The organism is Bacillus sp. FJAT-27986, from assembly GCF_001685035.1.
Taxonomy (GTDB): Bacteria; Bacillota; Bacilli; order Bacillales; family Pradoshiaceae; genus Pradoshia.
The window spans coordinates 96,739-112,969 of sequence record NZ_MAYV01000018.1 but is presented as its reverse complement, the minus strand read 5'-3'; the positions used below and the strand labels follow the sequence as shown (position 1 = coordinate 112,969).

The 16,231-nt window shown below is 38.5% G+C and carries 13 protein-coding genes; all 13 read left to right on the top strand.

The annotated features are described in order from the left end of the window. Window positions 1-101: 101 nt before the first annotated feature. The 13 genes from A8L44_RS16300 to thrS all read left to right on the top strand — a co-directional run bounded on the left by A8L44_RS16300 (window position 102) and on the right by thrS (window position 16,104). Entirely contained in the window at window positions 102-821 is a 720-nt protein-coding gene (locus tag A8L44_RS16300; RefSeq protein ID WP_066108894.1) for a response regulator transcription factor, read from the top strand. Then, window positions 818-2,587, top strand: coding sequence for a two-component system histidine kinase PnpS (gene pnpS, locus A8L44_RS16295; RefSeq protein ID WP_066108890.1), 1,770 nt, complete (start codon window positions 818-820; stop codon window positions 2,585-2,587). The genes A8L44_RS16300 and pnpS overlap by 4 nt, the downstream gene beginning before the upstream one ends. A 278-nt stretch (window positions 2,588-2,865) precedes the next feature. Further along, entirely contained in the window at window positions 2,866-5,493 is a 2,628-nt protein-coding gene (gene polA / locus A8L44_RS16290) for a DNA polymerase I (RefSeq protein ID WP_066108886.1), read from the top strand. A 21-nt stretch (window positions 5,494-5,514) separates the two neighbouring features. Then, on the top strand, window positions 5,515-6,345 hold the full coding sequence (gene mutM / locus A8L44_RS16285) for a DNA-formamidopyrimidine glycosylase (RefSeq protein WP_066108883.1): 831 nt from the start codon (window positions 5,515-5,517) through the stop codon (window positions 6,343-6,345). Window positions 6,346-6,415: 70 nt separating this feature from the next. Continuing rightward, on the top strand, window positions 6,416-7,054 hold the full coding sequence (gene ytaF / locus A8L44_RS16280; RefSeq protein ID WP_066108879.1) for a sporulation membrane protein YtaF: 639 nt from the start codon (window positions 6,416-6,418) through the stop codon (window positions 7,052-7,054). A 16-nt stretch (window positions 7,055-7,070) separates the two neighbouring features. Then, window positions 7,071-7,667, top strand: coding sequence for a dephospho-CoA kinase (coaE, locus tag A8L44_RS16275; protein ID WP_066108877.1), 597 nt, complete (start codon window positions 7,071-7,073; stop codon window positions 7,665-7,667). A gap of 172 nt (window positions 7,668-7,839) precedes the next feature. Further along, window positions 7,840-8,868 carry a glyceraldehyde-3-phosphate dehydrogenase gene (locus A8L44_RS16270; RefSeq protein WP_066108875.1) on the top strand — a complete coding sequence of 343 codons (1,029 nt, stop codon included), beginning with the start codon at window positions 7,840-7,842 and terminating at the stop codon, window positions 8,866-8,868. Window positions 8,869-9,183: 315 nt separating this feature from the next. Further along, the gene (speD, locus tag A8L44_RS16265) at window positions 9,184-9,564 is read left to right on the top strand and encodes an adenosylmethionine decarboxylase (RefSeq protein ID WP_066108871.1); all 381 of its coding nucleotides are present in this window, start codon (window positions 9,184-9,186) and stop codon (window positions 9,562-9,564) included. A 248-nt stretch (window positions 9,565-9,812) separates the two neighbouring features. Next, a complete protein-coding gene (gene nrdR / locus A8L44_RS16260) occupies window positions 9,813-10,271 on the top strand; it encodes a transcriptional regulator NrdR (RefSeq protein ID WP_066108869.1) in 459 nt (152 codons plus the stop codon). 72 nt (window positions 10,272-10,343) lie between these two features. Then, window positions 10,344-11,720 carry a replication initiation and membrane attachment family protein gene (locus tag A8L44_RS16255; RefSeq protein ID WP_066108866.1) on the top strand — a complete coding sequence of 459 codons (1,377 nt, stop codon included), beginning with the start codon at window positions 10,344-10,346 and terminating at the stop codon, window positions 11,718-11,720. Between the two features lie 17 nt (window positions 11,721-11,737). Continuing rightward, window positions 11,738-12,679 (top strand): primosomal protein DnaI, encoded by a 942-nt coding sequence (gene dnaI, locus A8L44_RS16250; RefSeq protein WP_066108861.1) that lies wholly within the window; start codon window positions 11,738-11,740, stop codon window positions 12,677-12,679. A gap of 271 nt (window positions 12,680-12,950) precedes the next feature. Continuing rightward, on the top strand, window positions 12,951-13,805 hold the full coding sequence (locus A8L44_RS16245; RefSeq protein WP_254654738.1) for a putative sporulation protein YtxC: 855 nt from the start codon (window positions 12,951-12,953) through the stop codon (window positions 13,803-13,805). Between the two features lie 370 nt (window positions 13,806-14,175). Further along, window positions 14,176-16,104: a threonine--tRNA ligase gene (thrS, locus tag A8L44_RS16240; protein ID WP_066108853.1), complete on the top strand. Its 1,929-nt coding sequence runs from the start codon at window positions 14,176-14,178 to the stop codon at window positions 16,102-16,104. Window positions 16,105-16,231 lie beyond the last annotated feature (127 nt).

Here is a 16,231-nt window from a genome sequence, read left to right as displayed (position 1 = left end):
ATCCCAAATAATGCAATCGGTTAGTGACGTATCCTAGACTACCCAAAAGCGTATGTTCATATATAATGGTTAGTATAGTGAAAAAATAGCAGGAGGGGCCAATGAGTAAAAAAGTCCTTGTAGTGGAAGACGAACAATCAATTATTACCTTACTAACCTATAATCTGGAACAAGCCGGCTATCAGGTTATTAAAGCAATGGATGGTGAGACAGGTAAAAGAATGGCTATAGCTGAGTCACCAGATATCATTATTCTAGATTTGATGCTGCCTAAACTGGATGGCATTGAGGTATGTAAAATCTTGAGACAAAATAAAATTATGACTCCAATTCTTATGTTAACAGCAAAGGATGAGGAATTTGATAAAGTGCTTGGGCTAGAATTGGGAGCAGATGATTATATGACAAAGCCATTTAGCCCGAGAGAAGTTGTGGCCAGAGTGAAGGCTCTCCTTAGGAGAGCTGGGATGGGAAATTCCGGGCAGGATACTTCTTTAGAAAAACAAGAAACAAGCAATTTGAGAATTGGAGAGTTACAAATATATCCGGACAGATATGAAGCATATATGAGAGAGGAGTTACTTGAGCTAACTCCGAAGGAATTTGAGCTGTTAGAGTATCTTGCGAGGAATAAATCCAGAGTTCTGACAAGAGATCAGCTCCTTAATGTGATATGGAACTATGATTTTGCCGGAGATACTCGAATTGTCGATGTCCATATTAGTCACTTGCGTGAAAAAATTGAACAAGATACGAAAAAGCCTGATTATATTAAAACCGTACGCGGGTTGGGATATAAACTTGAGGAACCAAGGCAATGAAAAAGTTCAAGCTTAAAATAACTGCAGAGATAGCAGCCATCACTATTATTATACTTCTATGCTTTGGTTTGTTAATTGGGAAATTACTTCTTTATTATTATGATAAGTCTGTAATGAATCACCTTAAGGAAGAAGGGCAATTGGTAACTCTATACCTGGGTGATGCTGATAACGGCAATGATTTAGAGATGAAGTCTAATAAGTTGAACAATCATTTGCGCTCATCCTTTCTAATCATGAATAAGGAAGGGCGTATCCTGTATAAAACAGACAAGCCTTCGGGCTGGAAAAACTGGGATGATTCAGCATCCCTTACAGAATATATGGGAGATATAAGAACGGACAAGCAAATAGGAAAGAAATCCGATATCAGAACAGGGCCATCCTATTACTATATGGACGATTATTCGTTGGATACTGGGGAAACAGGCCATTTCATATTGGTTTCAAATGAAGATTCCTCTCTATATACAAAAGTATGGTTTATACTCTTGGGCTGTTTGGGATTCGCCTGTGTGATGATCGTCCTGTTTGTATTTCAGTTAATCAAGAAGTTTGCGATTCCTATAGAAAGTGCTACAAAAGCTGCTCTGGAATTAACGAGAGGTAACTATCGGGCCCGTTCTTATGTCGGTAGAAATAATGAAAATGGAATTCTTAATCATTCTATTAATACTGTTGCCCGAAATTTGCAGGAAATGAAAATTGCTCATGAAATCCAAAAAGACAGATTGAGTACACTGATTGAAAATATGGGTAGCGCCCTGTTATTAATCGATGATAAAGGGTTTATCAGTATGATTAACCATGCCTATATTGATCTTTTCAAGGTAGAGGAAGAAGAATATTTATCTGAACTCTATTATAAAGTGATCAAACATGAAGAAATTAATGCGATTATTGAAGAAATCTTTATGGCTGAACAAAAATTAAAGAAACAAATCGTATTGACGATTGGAATTGAGCGGAAGAATTTTGAGGTATACGGTGCACCAATTATGGGACCTAAGGGAGAATGGAAGGGTATTCTACTTGTTTTCCATGATATCACTGAGCTAAAGAAATTAGAGTCAGTAAGGAAACAATTTGTTGCCAATGTGTCTCATGAACTGAATACACCGGTTACATCTATTAAGGGATTTTCGGAAACGCTCCTTGATGGAGCCATGCATGATCCGCAGGCATTAGAGCACTTCTTATCTATTATTTTAAAGGAAAGCGACAGGCTGCAGGCTTTAATAAAGGAATTACTGGAGCTTTCAAAAGTGGAGCAACAAGGCTTCCGGCTCGATATACAGGAAATTGATATTGTTCCTGTTTTATCCGATACGTATGCCATGCTTGAGAAAAAAGCATCGAAGAAACATATTCAGTTCGAGATCCAGGATTTTAAAAAGCCTATTATGTGTGAAGCAGATACATTCAGGCTTAAACAAGTATGCCTTAATCTTGTTAGTAACGCGATTTCCTATACCCCGTCATATGGGAAAGTACAAATAACTGCAAAAGAAGAATCTGATAAAATTTATATTGCTATCGAGGATACCGGAATTGGCATAGAGGAAAAGGAGTTTCCTCGTATATTTGAAAGATTTTATCGAGTGGATAAAGACCGTAGCCGGGAATCAGGAGGAACGGGATTGGGACTTGCAATAGCTAAGCATATTATGGAGGCACATGAGGGAGAAATAACGGTAGAAAGCCAAAAGAATGTAGGAACCACTTTTACAATCATACTTCCTAAATACCAGGCCAAGCATACATAGGCCTGATGACTTCCAGCTTAAAAGAGTCCTATGACAAATCCAAACCGGTGTAATTGAATAAATAGAACTGAACCGTCATTTTTCTTTCAAACTCTAGTCATGATAAAATAGAGTGGATAAGTGAAGTGACGGTTTTTATCAGGCCTGAATCAGTAAAATGTCTCAAATCCTGATAAAAGCATTTATAAGGCACACCTGTTATGATGAATGATTCGGTGGCCGTATTTAAATTATGCTATATGTTAATGAAAATATATATATGGATACTGGAGGTAACCATGAAGAAAAAATTGATTTTAATCGATGGAAACAGCATTGCCTATCGGGCGTTTTTTGCATTGCCATTACTGAATAACGAGAAGGGTGTACACACAAATGCCATCTATGGTTTTGCGATGATGCTCAACAAAATCATTTCAGAGGAAAATCCTACTCATATATTAGTTGCTTTTGATGCCGGGAAAACAACGTTCAGACACAGTACATATAAAGAATACAAAGGCGGACGTCAAAAGACGCCACCTGAATTATCAGAGCAATTTCCTTTTATTCGAGAATTACTGGATGCATACGGAATCTCTCGCTATGAGTTAACGAATTATGAAGCCGACGATATTATCGGAACACTTGCTCTTGAAGCTGAAAAAGGGGATTATGAAGTACAAATTATCTCCGGCGATAAAGATTTAACCCAGCTTGCTACGGATAAAACGACTGTACGTATTACCCGTAAAGGGATTACGGATATGGAGGATTATACACCGGAGCATATTCGTGAAAAGTATAACTTAACGCCGAATCAAATAATTGATTTAAAAGGATTAATGGGGGATGCTTCAGATAATATTCCTGGAATCCCGGGTGTAGGTGAGAAAACTGCCTTAAAATTGTTGAATCAATTTGGAACAGTTGAGAAGGTAGTGGCTTCCCCTGATGAAATCAGCGGAAAAAAACTAAAAGAAAAAGTGGAAGAATTCAAGGACCAAGCTATTTTAAGTAAGCAGTTGGCAACAATTGAAACAAATGCTCCAATTGAGGTAGAGCTTGAATCAATTGATTATGCGGGTGCAGACCAGGAAAAGCTGCTGTCTATCTATAGGGAGCTTGGATTTGCAACCTTAATTGAAAAAATGGAACCAGCTGCAAAAGAAGAGATGGCCGTCCTTGAAGAGATTGACTATAAGGCAGTGGAAGAAGTGACGGAAGATATGCTGACAGCAGAGTCCTCACTCTATCTAGAACTGCTTGATTCGAATTATCATACTGCAAAAGTAATTGGCATAGCTATTTCAAATGAAAATGGAACATTCTTTATCGATAAGGACAAGGCTGCAGGATCCCCTCTTTTCAAAGAGTGGGCAGAGAATCCTGAATATAAAAAAACAGTGTATGATGCCAAACAAAGTATTGTGGCATTAAGCCATGATGGGATTGCTTTAAAAGGAATTGAATTTGATGTTTATCTGGCATCCTATGTTTTAAATCCAGCTGAACCGGATGTTGATATGGCGGATCTTGCTAAAAAACATAATGCCGGACATATTCAAACAGATGAGAGTTTTTATGGAAAAGGAGCGAAACGTTCAATTCCGCCGGTTGCTGAATTGGGTGAGCATATTGCCCGGAAAGCTTTATCGTTAACACTGATTAAGGAAAGCCTGGAAAGACAGCTGGAGGAATTCAATCAAATAGGATTGCTGCAGGATCTAGAACTGCCGCTTGCTCTTATCCTGGCTGAAATGGAAATTACGGGTGTGAAGGTCGATGAGAACCGTTTGAAAGAAATGGGAGCTGAACTTGCAGGCAGATTAAAGGACATCGAAGCTAAAATTTATGAAATGGCCGGTGAATCCTTTAATATTAATTCACCGAAGCAGCTTGGAGTTATCCTGTTTGAAAAATTAAATTTACCTATTATTAAAAAGACGAAGACAGGCTATTCCACATCAGCAGATATACTTGAAAAATTAGAGAGCAAGCATAGTATTGTCCGGGAAATTCTTCATTATAGACAGCTGGGGAAATTGCAATCAACCTATATTGAGGGACTTTTAAAAGTTATACATGATGATCAGAAGGTTCATACGAGGTTCAATCAGGCATTAACTCAAACTGGACGACTTAGTTCAACAGACCCTAACCTGCAAAATATTCCGATCAGACTTGAAGAAGGCAAAAAAATCAGACAGGCTTTCGTTCCATCTGAAGAAGGCTGGGTCATTTTTGCGGCTGATTATTCTCAAATTGAACTGCGTGTTCTGGCCCATATAGCGGGAGATGAAAACCTGATAGATGCCTTTAACTCAGATATGGACATCCACACAAGAACGGCTATGGATGTATTTCATGTGGATGCTGATCAGGTGACATCAAATATGAGAAGACAGGCTAAAGCGGTGAACTTTGGAATTGTGTATGGTATCAGTGATTATGGACTATCGCAAAGTCTTGGAATTACCAGAAAAGAAGCTGGAATCTTTATTGATCGCTATTTAGAGAGCTTCCCTGGTGTTCAGCAATACATGAAGGATATTGTAGAAGAGGCGAAGGAAAATGGATATGTAAGTACTTTATTGCAGCGCCGAAGATATATACCTGAAATTAATAATCGGAACTTCAATGTTCGTGGTTTTGCAGAAAGAACAGCTATGAATACACCAATTCAGGGCAGTGCTGCAGATATTATCAAATTGGCGATGATTCGAATGAATGCCAGATTAAAGAAAGAAAATTTACAGACTAGAATGCTGCTTCAGGTGCACGATGAATTGATTTTTGAGGCGCCACCTGAAGAGTTGGATATATTAAAGAAAATTGTTCCGGAAGAAATGGAAAATGCAATTGAATTAGCGGTTCCATTAAAAGTGGACTATTCTTTTGGCAACACCTGGTATGATGCTAAATAGGAATAAAAGGGGTGAAAAGGTATGCCTGAATTACCTGAGGTCGAAACAATCAGAAGGACCCTCGAAGTTTTGGTACTTGGAAAAACAATTGATGATGTGGATATACGCTGGGCAAAAATTATAAAAGAGCCGGATGATGCTGAACTGTTTCGTATGCTTTTAAAAGGGCAAACCATTCATGAGATTGGGAGGCGAGGTAAATTCCTGATTTTCCATTTAGATGATTACAGTCTTGTTTCCCATTTACGGATGGAAGGGAAATACGGTCTTTATGATGAAACGGAACCGGCAGATAAGCATACGCATGTTATATTCAAATTTACGGATCAAACGGAATTGAGATACAGAGATGTCCGTAAGTTTGGCACGATGCATCTGCATACAAAGGGGACAGAATTGGAAGTATTGCCACTTTCAAAAGTAGGACCTGAGCCTTTTTCAGATGAATTTACACCAGATTACTTAAGCACAGCACTCAGTAAGACAAATCGTTTTATAAAAACGGTATTATTGGATCAAAGAGTAGTTGCAGGTCTTGGTAATATCTATGTGGATGAAGCATTGTTCCATTCCGGTATCCATCCTGAACGGCCGGCATCCACATTGACAAAAGAGGAAATAGAAAAACTATATACATCCATTAAGGAAACTCTTGCTACCGCCATTGAAAAAGGTGGAAGTACAGTACGATCCTATGTGAATTCACAGGGCCAAATCGGCATGTTTCAGCTCGAGCTGTTTGCATATTCGAGAAAAGGACAGCCTTGTAAAATTTGCGGAACAAACATGGAAAGAATTATTGTTGGAGGCAGAGGGACCATCTACTGTCCTGAATGTCAGCCATTAGCCTAACTGAATATGAACATAAGATGGGCTCCTTTCATATAGTAGGGTATTGATTATGGAAAGGAGTCCCTATGAAATGGAGCACATAGCATCAATAGTATTATTGGCATTGGCAGTGAGTCTGGATAGTTGCGGTGTGGGAATAACCTATGGAATGCGAAAAGTAAGTATACCGATTCGCTCCATCATCATCATTGCCGGTTGCTCTGCATTAAGCCTAGCATTCGGTATGTTAATGGGATCGTTAAGCGAGCATTTGATGGCACATTCCTGGACCGGTAAGCTAGGAGGATTTATCTTGCTGGTGCTTGGAATTTGGACACTTTCAAGTTACTTCAAGCGAAATGAAGATAATTGTCCCTATGTGGATGAAAGAACCTTATTCCAATTAGAAATAAAGTCTATTGGGCTGGTTATTCATATACTTAAAAAGCCATTAAGTGCAGACTTTGACCGTTCCGGGACCATTACTGGATTAGAGGCTTTCTTTCTAGGATTAGCCTTATCATTAGATGGATTTGGAGCTGGAATAGGTGCTGGTATACTTCATTATCCCCTGTTTATTCAGGTGACTCTCTGTTTTGGTATGAGTGCTTTATTAATGACTGTGGGTATAAAAGCGGGAAAATATCTGCAGGATTCCATTATGGCAAAGGTCTTTTCATTTATTCCGGGTTTAGTACTTATTTTTCTTGGGTTAACCAAAATAATTTAATAGGGAATGGAATGCTATGGGGAAAATATTCGGAGTTACAGGAGGGATTGCCAGTGGAAAGAGCAGCGTCAGCAAATGGCTCATTTCCAAGGGTTACCCTGTTATTGATGCAGATATCGCAGCTAGAAAAGTCGTCGAGCCTGGTATGCCAGCATTAGAGGAAATTAAAAATGTATTTGGTCAGGATATTTGTTTACCTGATGGGACATTAGACCGAAAAAAATTAGGTTCCATCGTATTTTCAAACTCTGAAAAACGGCAAATGTTAAATGGAATTGTTCATCCGGCAGTCAGGAAATGGATGATGGAAGAAACGGAGAAAGCGTTACACCAGGGGAAAGAACTCGTTTTCATGGACATTCCCCTATTGTTTGAAAGTAATTTGACGCATATGGTAGAGGGTATTATTCTTGTGTATGTAAAGCCCGAGGTCCAGTTAAAGAGATTAATGGCGCGGGATCATTTTACTGAGGAAGAAGCACTTGCGAGAATACGAGCACAAATGCCAATTGATGATAAGAAAAAATTGGCCGATTATATTGTTGACAATAACGGAGAATTTTTTGAGACGGAAGAGCAACTCATTGATCTAATTAAACAATTGAATGTATAACCAATAGAAAGGCTATCTGAGGGATAACGACCCTGGGATAGTCTTTTTTTGTATAAAGTACCATTTAATTTGGATAATTTGGGTATTTAAACCATGCAGCATTTTATTAAATGTGTTATACTAATTACATCATTTTTATAATAAGTATAACTTATATATAGGAGGAAGTTAAATGAGTGCAAGAGTTGCTATCAATGGGTTTGGCCGAATTGGCAGAATGGTTTTCCGAAAAGCAATATTGGATGAGCATCTTGAAATCGTAGCCATTAATGCTAGCTATCCGCCTGAAACATTAGCACATTTAATTAAATATGATACGAATCATGGTCCATTTAATGGTGATGTACATGCTATGGATGATCATTTATTGATAAATGGTAAAAAAGTTCTTTTGCTAAATAATCGCAATCCTGAATTCCTGCCTTGGAAAAATCTTGGGATTGATATCGTAATCGAAGCAACTGGGAAATTTAATCATCGTGATCAAGCAGCTCTTCATTTAAATGCCGGTGCAAAACGAGTCGTTTTAACAGCTCCCGGGAAGAATGAGGACGTCACGATTGTAATGGGTGTTAACGAGGATACATTGGATATCAATAAACACCTTGTTATTTCTAATGCATCCTGCACAACTAACTGTCTCGCTCCTGTTGTAAAAGTACTCGATGAACAATTTGGAATTGACAATGGTCTTATGACAACCGTTCATGCATATACAAATGATCAAAATAATATCGATAACCCGCACAAAGATTTACGCAGAGCTCGTGCCTGTGCACAAAGTATCATACCTACCACAACTGGAGCAGCCAAAGCACTCTCACTGGTGCTTCCTCATTTAAAAGGAAAACTCCATGGTATTGCGTTGAGAGTACCAACTCCAAACGTCTCTTTAGTTGATTTGGTAGTAGATTTAAAAAGAGAAGTTACTGTTAATGAAATCAATCAAGCGTTTAAAACAGCAGCTGAAGGATCATTGGCCGGTATTATCCAATACAGCACAGAGCCGCTTGTTTCGATTGATTTTAATACGAATCCACATTCGGCTATTGTAGATGCACTCTCAACAATGGTGATTGGTGCAAATAAAGTGAAAGTGCTTGCCTGGTATGACAATGAGTGGGGATACTCATGCAGAGTGGTAGAATTAGTAAACCATGTGGCACGCCTTCTTCAGGAGGATAAGGTGAAAGTAAGTTAATAATAATAAACAATATCTATTACGGTCTGGCTGTCTTTCTGAAAAAAAAGGCGGTTCAGGCCGTTCTTTGATTCATATTCTAGAATAAACTAAGAAAAACAATTAATGTACATTTAGTGGTAATTATTAACTAATATTGAATTGTATGATTGCTTTTGAAATATAAACCATATATACTAAATGTCGTAAACTTCATCATCCTGGCAGTACTACTTAAAGGGTTAGGACCTCTCAGGACTAACTTTCCCCCGTGGTAGTAAAGGCCAGAAACGAAGATAATTATAATTCGTTTAAATGCTAAAGGGGGAATTGAACATGCATACAATAGGTCGTCATGTCATTTCTGAATTATGGGGCTGTGATTTATCTAAATTGAACGATGTTAATCAGATTGAACAAATATTCGTGGACGCTGCTTTACGATCTGGAGCTGAAGTTAGAGAAGTAGCCTTCCATAAGTTTGCGCCACAGGGAGTAAGCGGAGTAGTCATTATATCTGAATCACATTTAACCATTCATAGTTTTCCGGAACATGGTTATGCGAGTATTGATGTATATACATGCGGTGACTTAGATCCTAATGTGGCTGCTGATTTTATAGCTGAAGCCTTAAACGCTCAGGTTAGGGAACACATTGAAATCCCGCGAGGCATGGGTCCTGTTGCTGTCAGCCATGTTCTTGCTAAAGCATTATAAATAAAAAATATTTAAGAGATGTCCTTTTGTGTTGACTCAAAAAAGCTAGATTCAAACTCTAACTTTTAGGGGTGCAGTACATATGCATCTCTTTTTTTTGTGGCAAACGTCTTTACTTGCCCATTATTTACTTTTCTCCGATAGTATTGGCCGTATCATAGATAAAAAATAGCATTTTATGCAAACAGACTTGTCCTATTCGATTTGTTTTAATAAGATAGAACTATAGAAAAGGACGGTGCTAATCTATGATATGTCCAACGTGCCAACATAATGGGACAAGAGTGCTGGATTCCCGCCCTGCGGATGAAGGACGTTCAATACGTAGAAGAAGAGAATGCGAATCCTGTAGTTATCGTTTTACTACATTTGAAAAGGTAGAAGAAATTCCGCTAATTGTGGTAAAAAAAGATGGCGCACGGGAAGAATATAGCAGAGAAAAAATCCTAAGAGGTTTAATCCGAGCTTGTGAAAAGCGTCATGTTGCTCTTAAAGAACTGGAAGAGATTGCAACTGATGTTGAAAAAGAAATAAGAAATCAAGGATTTTCTGAAATAAAAAGTGATTTAATAGGTGAAATGGTTATGGATAGGCTGGCTGAGTTGGATGAAGTGGCCTATGTCCGTTTCGCTTCTGTGTATCGTCAATTTAAGGATATAAATGTCTTTATTGACGAATTGAAAGAATTAATGAAAAAAGAGGATTAAGTAGAGCTGAAGACAGTTTCTTTAGCTCTTTTTTCAACTATAAAAACCCGAAGTACGAAAGGTTTGTAGACAATGCAATTTTCATGGAAGTTTGTAAATCCTAAAGACAGATATGTTGTACTATATAAAGAAAAGCTATCAGAAATGGACCATAAATCGATTCAATATTTATATCAGCCACTTGTAGGAGGATTGGCTGTTTCTTTGTATATGACCTTATTAAACGAAGTCAATACAGGTAACATGTATTCCAGACAAACGACACATCGTTGGTTAATGGATGTACTTGGTTTACCTTTGGATGAGATATTTCAATACCGAAAAAGGCTTGAAGGAATCGGGTTATTAAAAACATATAAAAAAGCAACTCCGGAAGGTAATGTTTTTATTTATGAGATTCTTTGTCCTTTAAGTCCGGATAAATTTTTCCATGATGATTTGCTGCCTATTTATCTGAAGCAAAAACTAGAAGAGAGACATTACGAACGGCTGCTCACGATGTTTGCGGATAAACGTATACCGGATGATTATGAGGAAATAACACAATCGTTCAATGAAGTGTTTGCATCTGAATTTCGCAATCCAAAAGAAATCATCAGCTCGGAAACTGATCAAAACATGCAATTCTTCTCAAAGGACCCACAGGGATATAGCCATAATTTAATGGAGCAATTTGATTTCGAGTTATTATTTGCGACGGCTAAAAATAGCTTTATATCGAGAAAAGCGTTTACTCCAAATGTGATGGAATCCATCGCGATGCTGTCGTATTTATATAAAATTAATGTAATGGATATGAGCAAGTTGATTTTACGCTGTCAAAATCAACATAATGAAATTGATATAGACGAACTCAGAAAATGTGCCAGAGAGTTTTTCCACATCAATCATGGTGAAGAAATGCCGACACTGATTGAACAGAAACAGCCTGAGTATGAACGTACGATCATAGAACCTAAAACACCCGAGGAGCATTTGCTGTATACCTTTGAAACAACCTCTCCATTGGAGTTTTTAGTCAGCCTTTCGCAAGGAGCAATGCCTTCCGACAATGATTTGGCACTTGTAGAAAAGGTCATGGTCAATCAAAAACTTCCTCCTGGAGTCGTTAATGTCCTTCTGCACTATGTCATGTTAAAATCAGATATGAAATTGCAATCAAACTATGTGGAGACAATTGCTTCGCACTGGGCGAGGAAAAATATCACCACCGTACGTGAAGCCTATGAGATGGCTTTGAGTGAGCATAAGAAATACCAAACCTGGGCTAATGAGAAAAAGACGAAAACAAATAAATCAACACGCCGTACATCGGGTAATGCGAGGAAGGAAATCGTTCCTGATTGGCTGGATGAAACAAAGAAGAAAGAGCCAGTTGCCCAATCCACTGAAATTGCTGAGCGGGTAAGAAAGCTCAAGGAAAAATTGCAAAATGAAAATTCTAAATAAACAGGAGGTGTATAAGAATGAAAAATATACAGGATGCACTGAATCAGCTCGGGAAGCGTGAGAACTTTCAACAAAGATTGGATGAAATGAGAAATATTGTTTTAAAAGATCCTGATGTCCGTTTATTTATAAATGAACATAGCAGTCAGCTGACAAGCGACATGATTGAAAAAAGCATGAATAAGCTCTACGAGTTCTCCACTCAAACGAAGACATGTGACGAATGTCCTTCTTTATCTGAATGTAAAAATCTTCTTCAGGGTCATCATCCGCACCTGTTTATTCAGGGGAAACGGATTGATGTTCGGTATGAACCCTGTCATAAAAAACGCAGGCAGGAAGAGAAGAATCGATTACGTAAGCTGATCCGTGCCAGCCATGTACCAAAAGAAATTGTGGAGGCTTCTTTTTCTAATTTGATTTGGGATGAGTATACGACCGAAGCACGTGTGGAGGCAGTCGAAAAGGCAAAGAATTTTGTTGACTCATATATAAATGGTGCTGGTCATAAAGGGCTCTATTTATACGGTGAATTTGGGGTAGGTAAAACCTATTTGCTTGGTGCGATTGCAAATGCACTGTCTGAAGAGGGCGTTTCATCACATATTGTGTACTGGCCTGAATATTTAAGAGAATTAAAAGGGTCCTTCGCGGAAAATTCCTATAACCAAAAGGTGGATGCCTTAAAGGAAGTTCCTATTTTGATGATTGATGATATTGGAGCAGAAACGATGAGTGCCTGGTCGCGTGATGATGTACTGGGACCGATCCTTCAATATCGAATGCATGAAAATCTTCCAACCTTTTTTACCTCCAATTTTAACATGAAACAATTGGAACACCATTTCACGTATTCTCAGCGTGGAGATGAAGAACTGGTTAAAGGTAAAAGGATCATGGAGAGAGTCCGTAATTTAACGGAGCCAATTGAAATGGACGGAAAAAATCGCAGAGATTAAAGAGAATAAAAGGTTTGGCAAAGAGGCAGCTCGCAAAAAAGGGGCTGTCTCTTTTTAGATATTACTATTCCTTAATAAGCTAACAGACCTGGCATGAAATAAATTGACTGGAATTCATATGATATGTAGGCAATAGTACAGCGGCTCTGTACAGTCTGCCATGATGCTTTTATTTTACATCTAATTTTATCCATCCATTCTAAAGGGTTGCCATGTCCCATATACATAAAACTAGGAGTTCCGATAGTCTGGAGGGATAGGGTTGCTTACGATGTATTTTGATTCACAGGAAGAACAGGCTAATTGGCATGTTCGATTTAAGAACAGCGATTTTTTTATCCGACAGGCAATTCATTCTGTTCATAAGGATGGCCAAAAGTCTGTCTCCTTTCTTTGGGACCCGGATCAGGAGGAAATTTTTTGTCACGCACTCATTGATGCTTTATATACATTTTTCTCTACCTATCATCTGGAATGCAAAATTCGGGATGTGATTCGGGAACGCTTTTTATATGAGGATGAAGATGAAATTAGCCAGATTGCAGAAATCGCATTGCTCATGTGGGATGGTGAAGCTGCCTACTGCGGTAGCCATCACCTTTCAGAACAATTAAAAAAACAAGTCAAGTATCTCCTGCAGGAAGTAGTTAAACAAAGAATTGATTTTTCGTTTCGATCCTTATGGAATTTCCGTTTAAGGGATATCCATGAATCGCTTGTTACATTAGTTGGATTTGCGATTGATGAGTATAAGCTTGAGCAGGATTATCAGGAATTTATCTCTGTGCTAAGACGATTGATAGAGGAGCGGAATCCACAGATTGATGAAATTCATTTAGTTTATCATGAAGAATTTCAATTTTATAATCGATATTTTGAGCCAATTTCTAAACAAGATATTCTTAAAGTGATTGACCGTAAATTGATGGCTGAGAATCCTATGTTTATTGATTCAAACACCATTGCACCGCTGGTTTCCTTAGCACCGAAACGAATTCATATTTATGCGGATGATGAAGATAATCGTGTAATCACTACATTGAGGAAAATTTTCGAGGAAAGAATCCTTTTATTCCGAATCAGTTACTTCCATGAACAGGTTAAAAAGGTAGAAGAGCGTTCATAATGATAAAAGAATAGAAAGTGACTTGCTTTTGTCCTCATAAGCTTTTATAATAACCTACATACAAGTTTATAATCGATAGGTTACGATAAGGACATGAGTGTTTTAAAAAGCTGTGAACAGAGAGGGAAGCCAGTGGCTGCAAGCTTCCTCATAGACTTGAAATGCTTACCGCCTTTGAACTTCAGCCAGGAAAACATATTTGGGTGATTATTGGCTGACGGGAACTCCGTTAAAAGATACAAGTGCCGGAAAAGCTGAACCATCAGCACCGGAATTTGGGTGGAACCGCGGGTTTGTTTAGTATACAATAGCTCGTCCCTTAATTTATCAGGGACGGGCTTTTTATTATGTAGAAAAAGGAGTGGCTCACATGGCTGAAATGATCAAAATTACATTTCCAGATGGCGCGGTAAAGGAATTTGAATCTGGAATTACAACTGAGCAAATTGCTTCTTCCATTAGTTCTGGATTAAAGAAAAAAGCAATTGCAGGAAAGGTAAACGGAGCATTATATGATTTGCGCCGACCAATTACAGAGGATGCGTCAGTAGAGATTGTGACTCCGGATCAACCGGAAGCCCTGGAGGTATTGCGCCACAGTACAGCGCATTTATTAGCACAGGCAGTTAAACGTATTTATAAAGATGTTAAATTCGGTGTAGGCCCAGTAATTGAAGGCGGCTTCTATTATGATATGGATTTAGAGAAATCCATTACACCGGAAGACCTTCCTTTAATCGAAAAAGAAATGAAGAAAATCATTAATGCGAATATTGATATTGTCCGTAAAGAAGTCAGCCGTGCTGAAGCGAAGCGTCTATTTGAAGAAATTGGCGATGAGTATAAGCTGGAATTGATTGATGCGATTCCTGAAGAGGAAACTGTAACGATTTATGAACAAGGTGAATTTTTTGACCTTTGCCGAGGTGTTCATGTACCTTCAACTGGCAAAATTAAAGAATTTAAGCTATTGAATATTGCGGGGGCCTACTGGCGTGGAGACAGCGATAATAAAATGCTTCAACGTGTGTATGGAACTGCATTCTTCAAGAAAGAAGATTTGGACGAGCATTTACGTCTGTTAGAAGAAGCGAAAGAACGTGATCACCGTAAAATTGGGAAAGAGCTTGATTTATTCATGAACTCTCAATTAATTGGACAAGGCCTTCCGTTATGGCTTCCAAAAGGTGCAACGATTCGCCGCGTCATTGAACGCTATATTGTGGATAAGGAACAAAAGCTTGGCTATGACCATGTGTATACACCAATCATGGGAAGTGTTGACCTCTATAAAACTTCCGGCCACTGGGATCACTATCAGGAAAATATGTTCCCAGTAATGGATATGGATAATGAACAGCTGGTTCTTCGTCCAATGAACTGCCCGCATCACATGATGATTTATAAAAACGATATTCACAGCTATCGTGAGCTTCCAATTCGGATTGCTGAATTGGGTATGATGCATAGATATGAAATGTCCGGTGCATTGGCAGGCCTGCAACGGGTACGTGGAATGACATTAAATGATGCTCACGTATTTGTACGTCCTGACCAAATAAAAGATGAATTCAAACGTGTTGTTACTTTGATTCTGGAAGTGTATAAAGACTTCGGCATGGAGAACTATTCCTTCCGTCTTTCTTACCGTGATCCGGCGGATAAAGAAAAATACTTTGATGATGATGCAATGTGGGAAAGAGCTCAATCCATGCTGAAAGAAGCAATGGATGAGATGGGTCTTGACTATTTCGAAGCAGAAGGCGAAGCCGCTTTCTACGGACCTAAATTGGATGTTCAAGTTAAAACAGCGCTTGGAAAAGATGAGACTCTTTCCACAGTACAGCTTGACTTCTTGCTGCCTGAACGTTTTGACCTTACGTATGTTGGAGAAGACGGCAAACAGCATCGCCCAGTTGTTATTCACCGTGGGGTTGTTTCAACTATGGAACGTTTCGTTGCGTTCTTAATTGAGGAATACAAAGGAGCTTTCCCTACTTGGTTAGCACCAGTTCAGGTTCAGGTAATTCCAGTATCTCCGGATGTTCATCTTGATTATGCAAAAGAAATTGAAGCGAGCCTTCAACGTGCAGGTTTACGTGTAGAAGTAGACCTACGCGATGAAAAAATGGGCTATAAGATTCGTGAAGCTCAAATGCTAAAAATCCCTTACATGCTTGTGGTGGGAGACCAGGAACAAGAAAATGGTAATGTTAACGTTCGTAAGTATGGAGAACAGAAATCAGAGACTATGCCATTTGATGAGTTCTTGACTTTGATTAAAGGTGAATTGAAATAAAACTCTAGATGATAAGGGGCCTATCCGAATTTGGATAGGCCCTTTTTATTAAGAATCCAGCTTTTGTGGTGGATTATATTATAATTTGCTATAAAGAAGAGCGCCTATGCTCTTCTTTTTTATACTT

Excerpts from the sequence above, each read along its gene's own strand:
- A8L44_RS16300 (WP_066108894.1), top strand. The coding sequence starts at position 102 with ATGAGTAAAAAAGTCCTTGTAGTGGAAGACGAACAATCAATTATTACC.
- A8L44_RS16255 (WP_066108866.1), top strand. The coding sequence starts at position 10,344 with ATGCAATTTTCATGGAAGTTTGTAAATCCTAAAGACAGATATGTTGTA.
- nrdR (WP_066108869.1), top strand. The coding sequence starts at position 9,813 with ATGATATGTCCAACGTGCCAACATAATGGGACAAGAGTGCTGGATTCC.
- mutM (WP_066108883.1), top strand. The coding sequence starts at position 5,515 with ATGCCTGAATTACCTGAGGTCGAAACAATCAGAAGGACCCTCGAAGTT.
- pnpS (WP_066108890.1), top strand. The coding sequence starts at position 818 with ATGAAAAAGTTCAAGCTTAAAATAACTGCAGAGATAGCAGCCATCACT.
- thrS (WP_066108853.1), top strand. The coding sequence starts at position 14,176 with ATGGCTGAAATGATCAAAATTACATTTCCAGATGGCGCGGTAAAGGAA.
- polA (WP_066108886.1), top strand. The coding sequence starts at position 2,866 with ATGAAGAAAAAATTGATTTTAATCGATGGAAACAGCATTGCCTATCGG.
- A8L44_RS16270 (WP_066108875.1), top strand. The coding sequence starts at position 7,840 with ATGAGTGCAAGAGTTGCTATCAATGGGTTTGGCCGAATTGGCAGAATG.
- ytaF (WP_066108879.1), top strand. The coding sequence starts at position 6,416 with ATGGAGCACATAGCATCAATAGTATTATTGGCATTGGCAGTGAGTCTG.
- A8L44_RS16245 (WP_254654738.1), top strand. The coding sequence starts at position 12,951 with ATGTATTTTGATTCACAGGAAGAACAGGCTAATTGGCATGTTCGATTT.
- dnaI (WP_066108861.1), top strand. The coding sequence starts at position 11,738 with ATGAAAAATATACAGGATGCACTGAATCAGCTCGGGAAGCGTGAGAAC.
- speD (WP_066108871.1), top strand. The coding sequence starts at position 9,184 with ATGCATACAATAGGTCGTCATGTCATTTCTGAATTATGGGGCTGTGAT.
- coaE (WP_066108877.1), top strand. The coding sequence starts at position 7,071 with ATGGGGAAAATATTCGGAGTTACAGGAGGGATTGCCAGTGGAAAGAGC.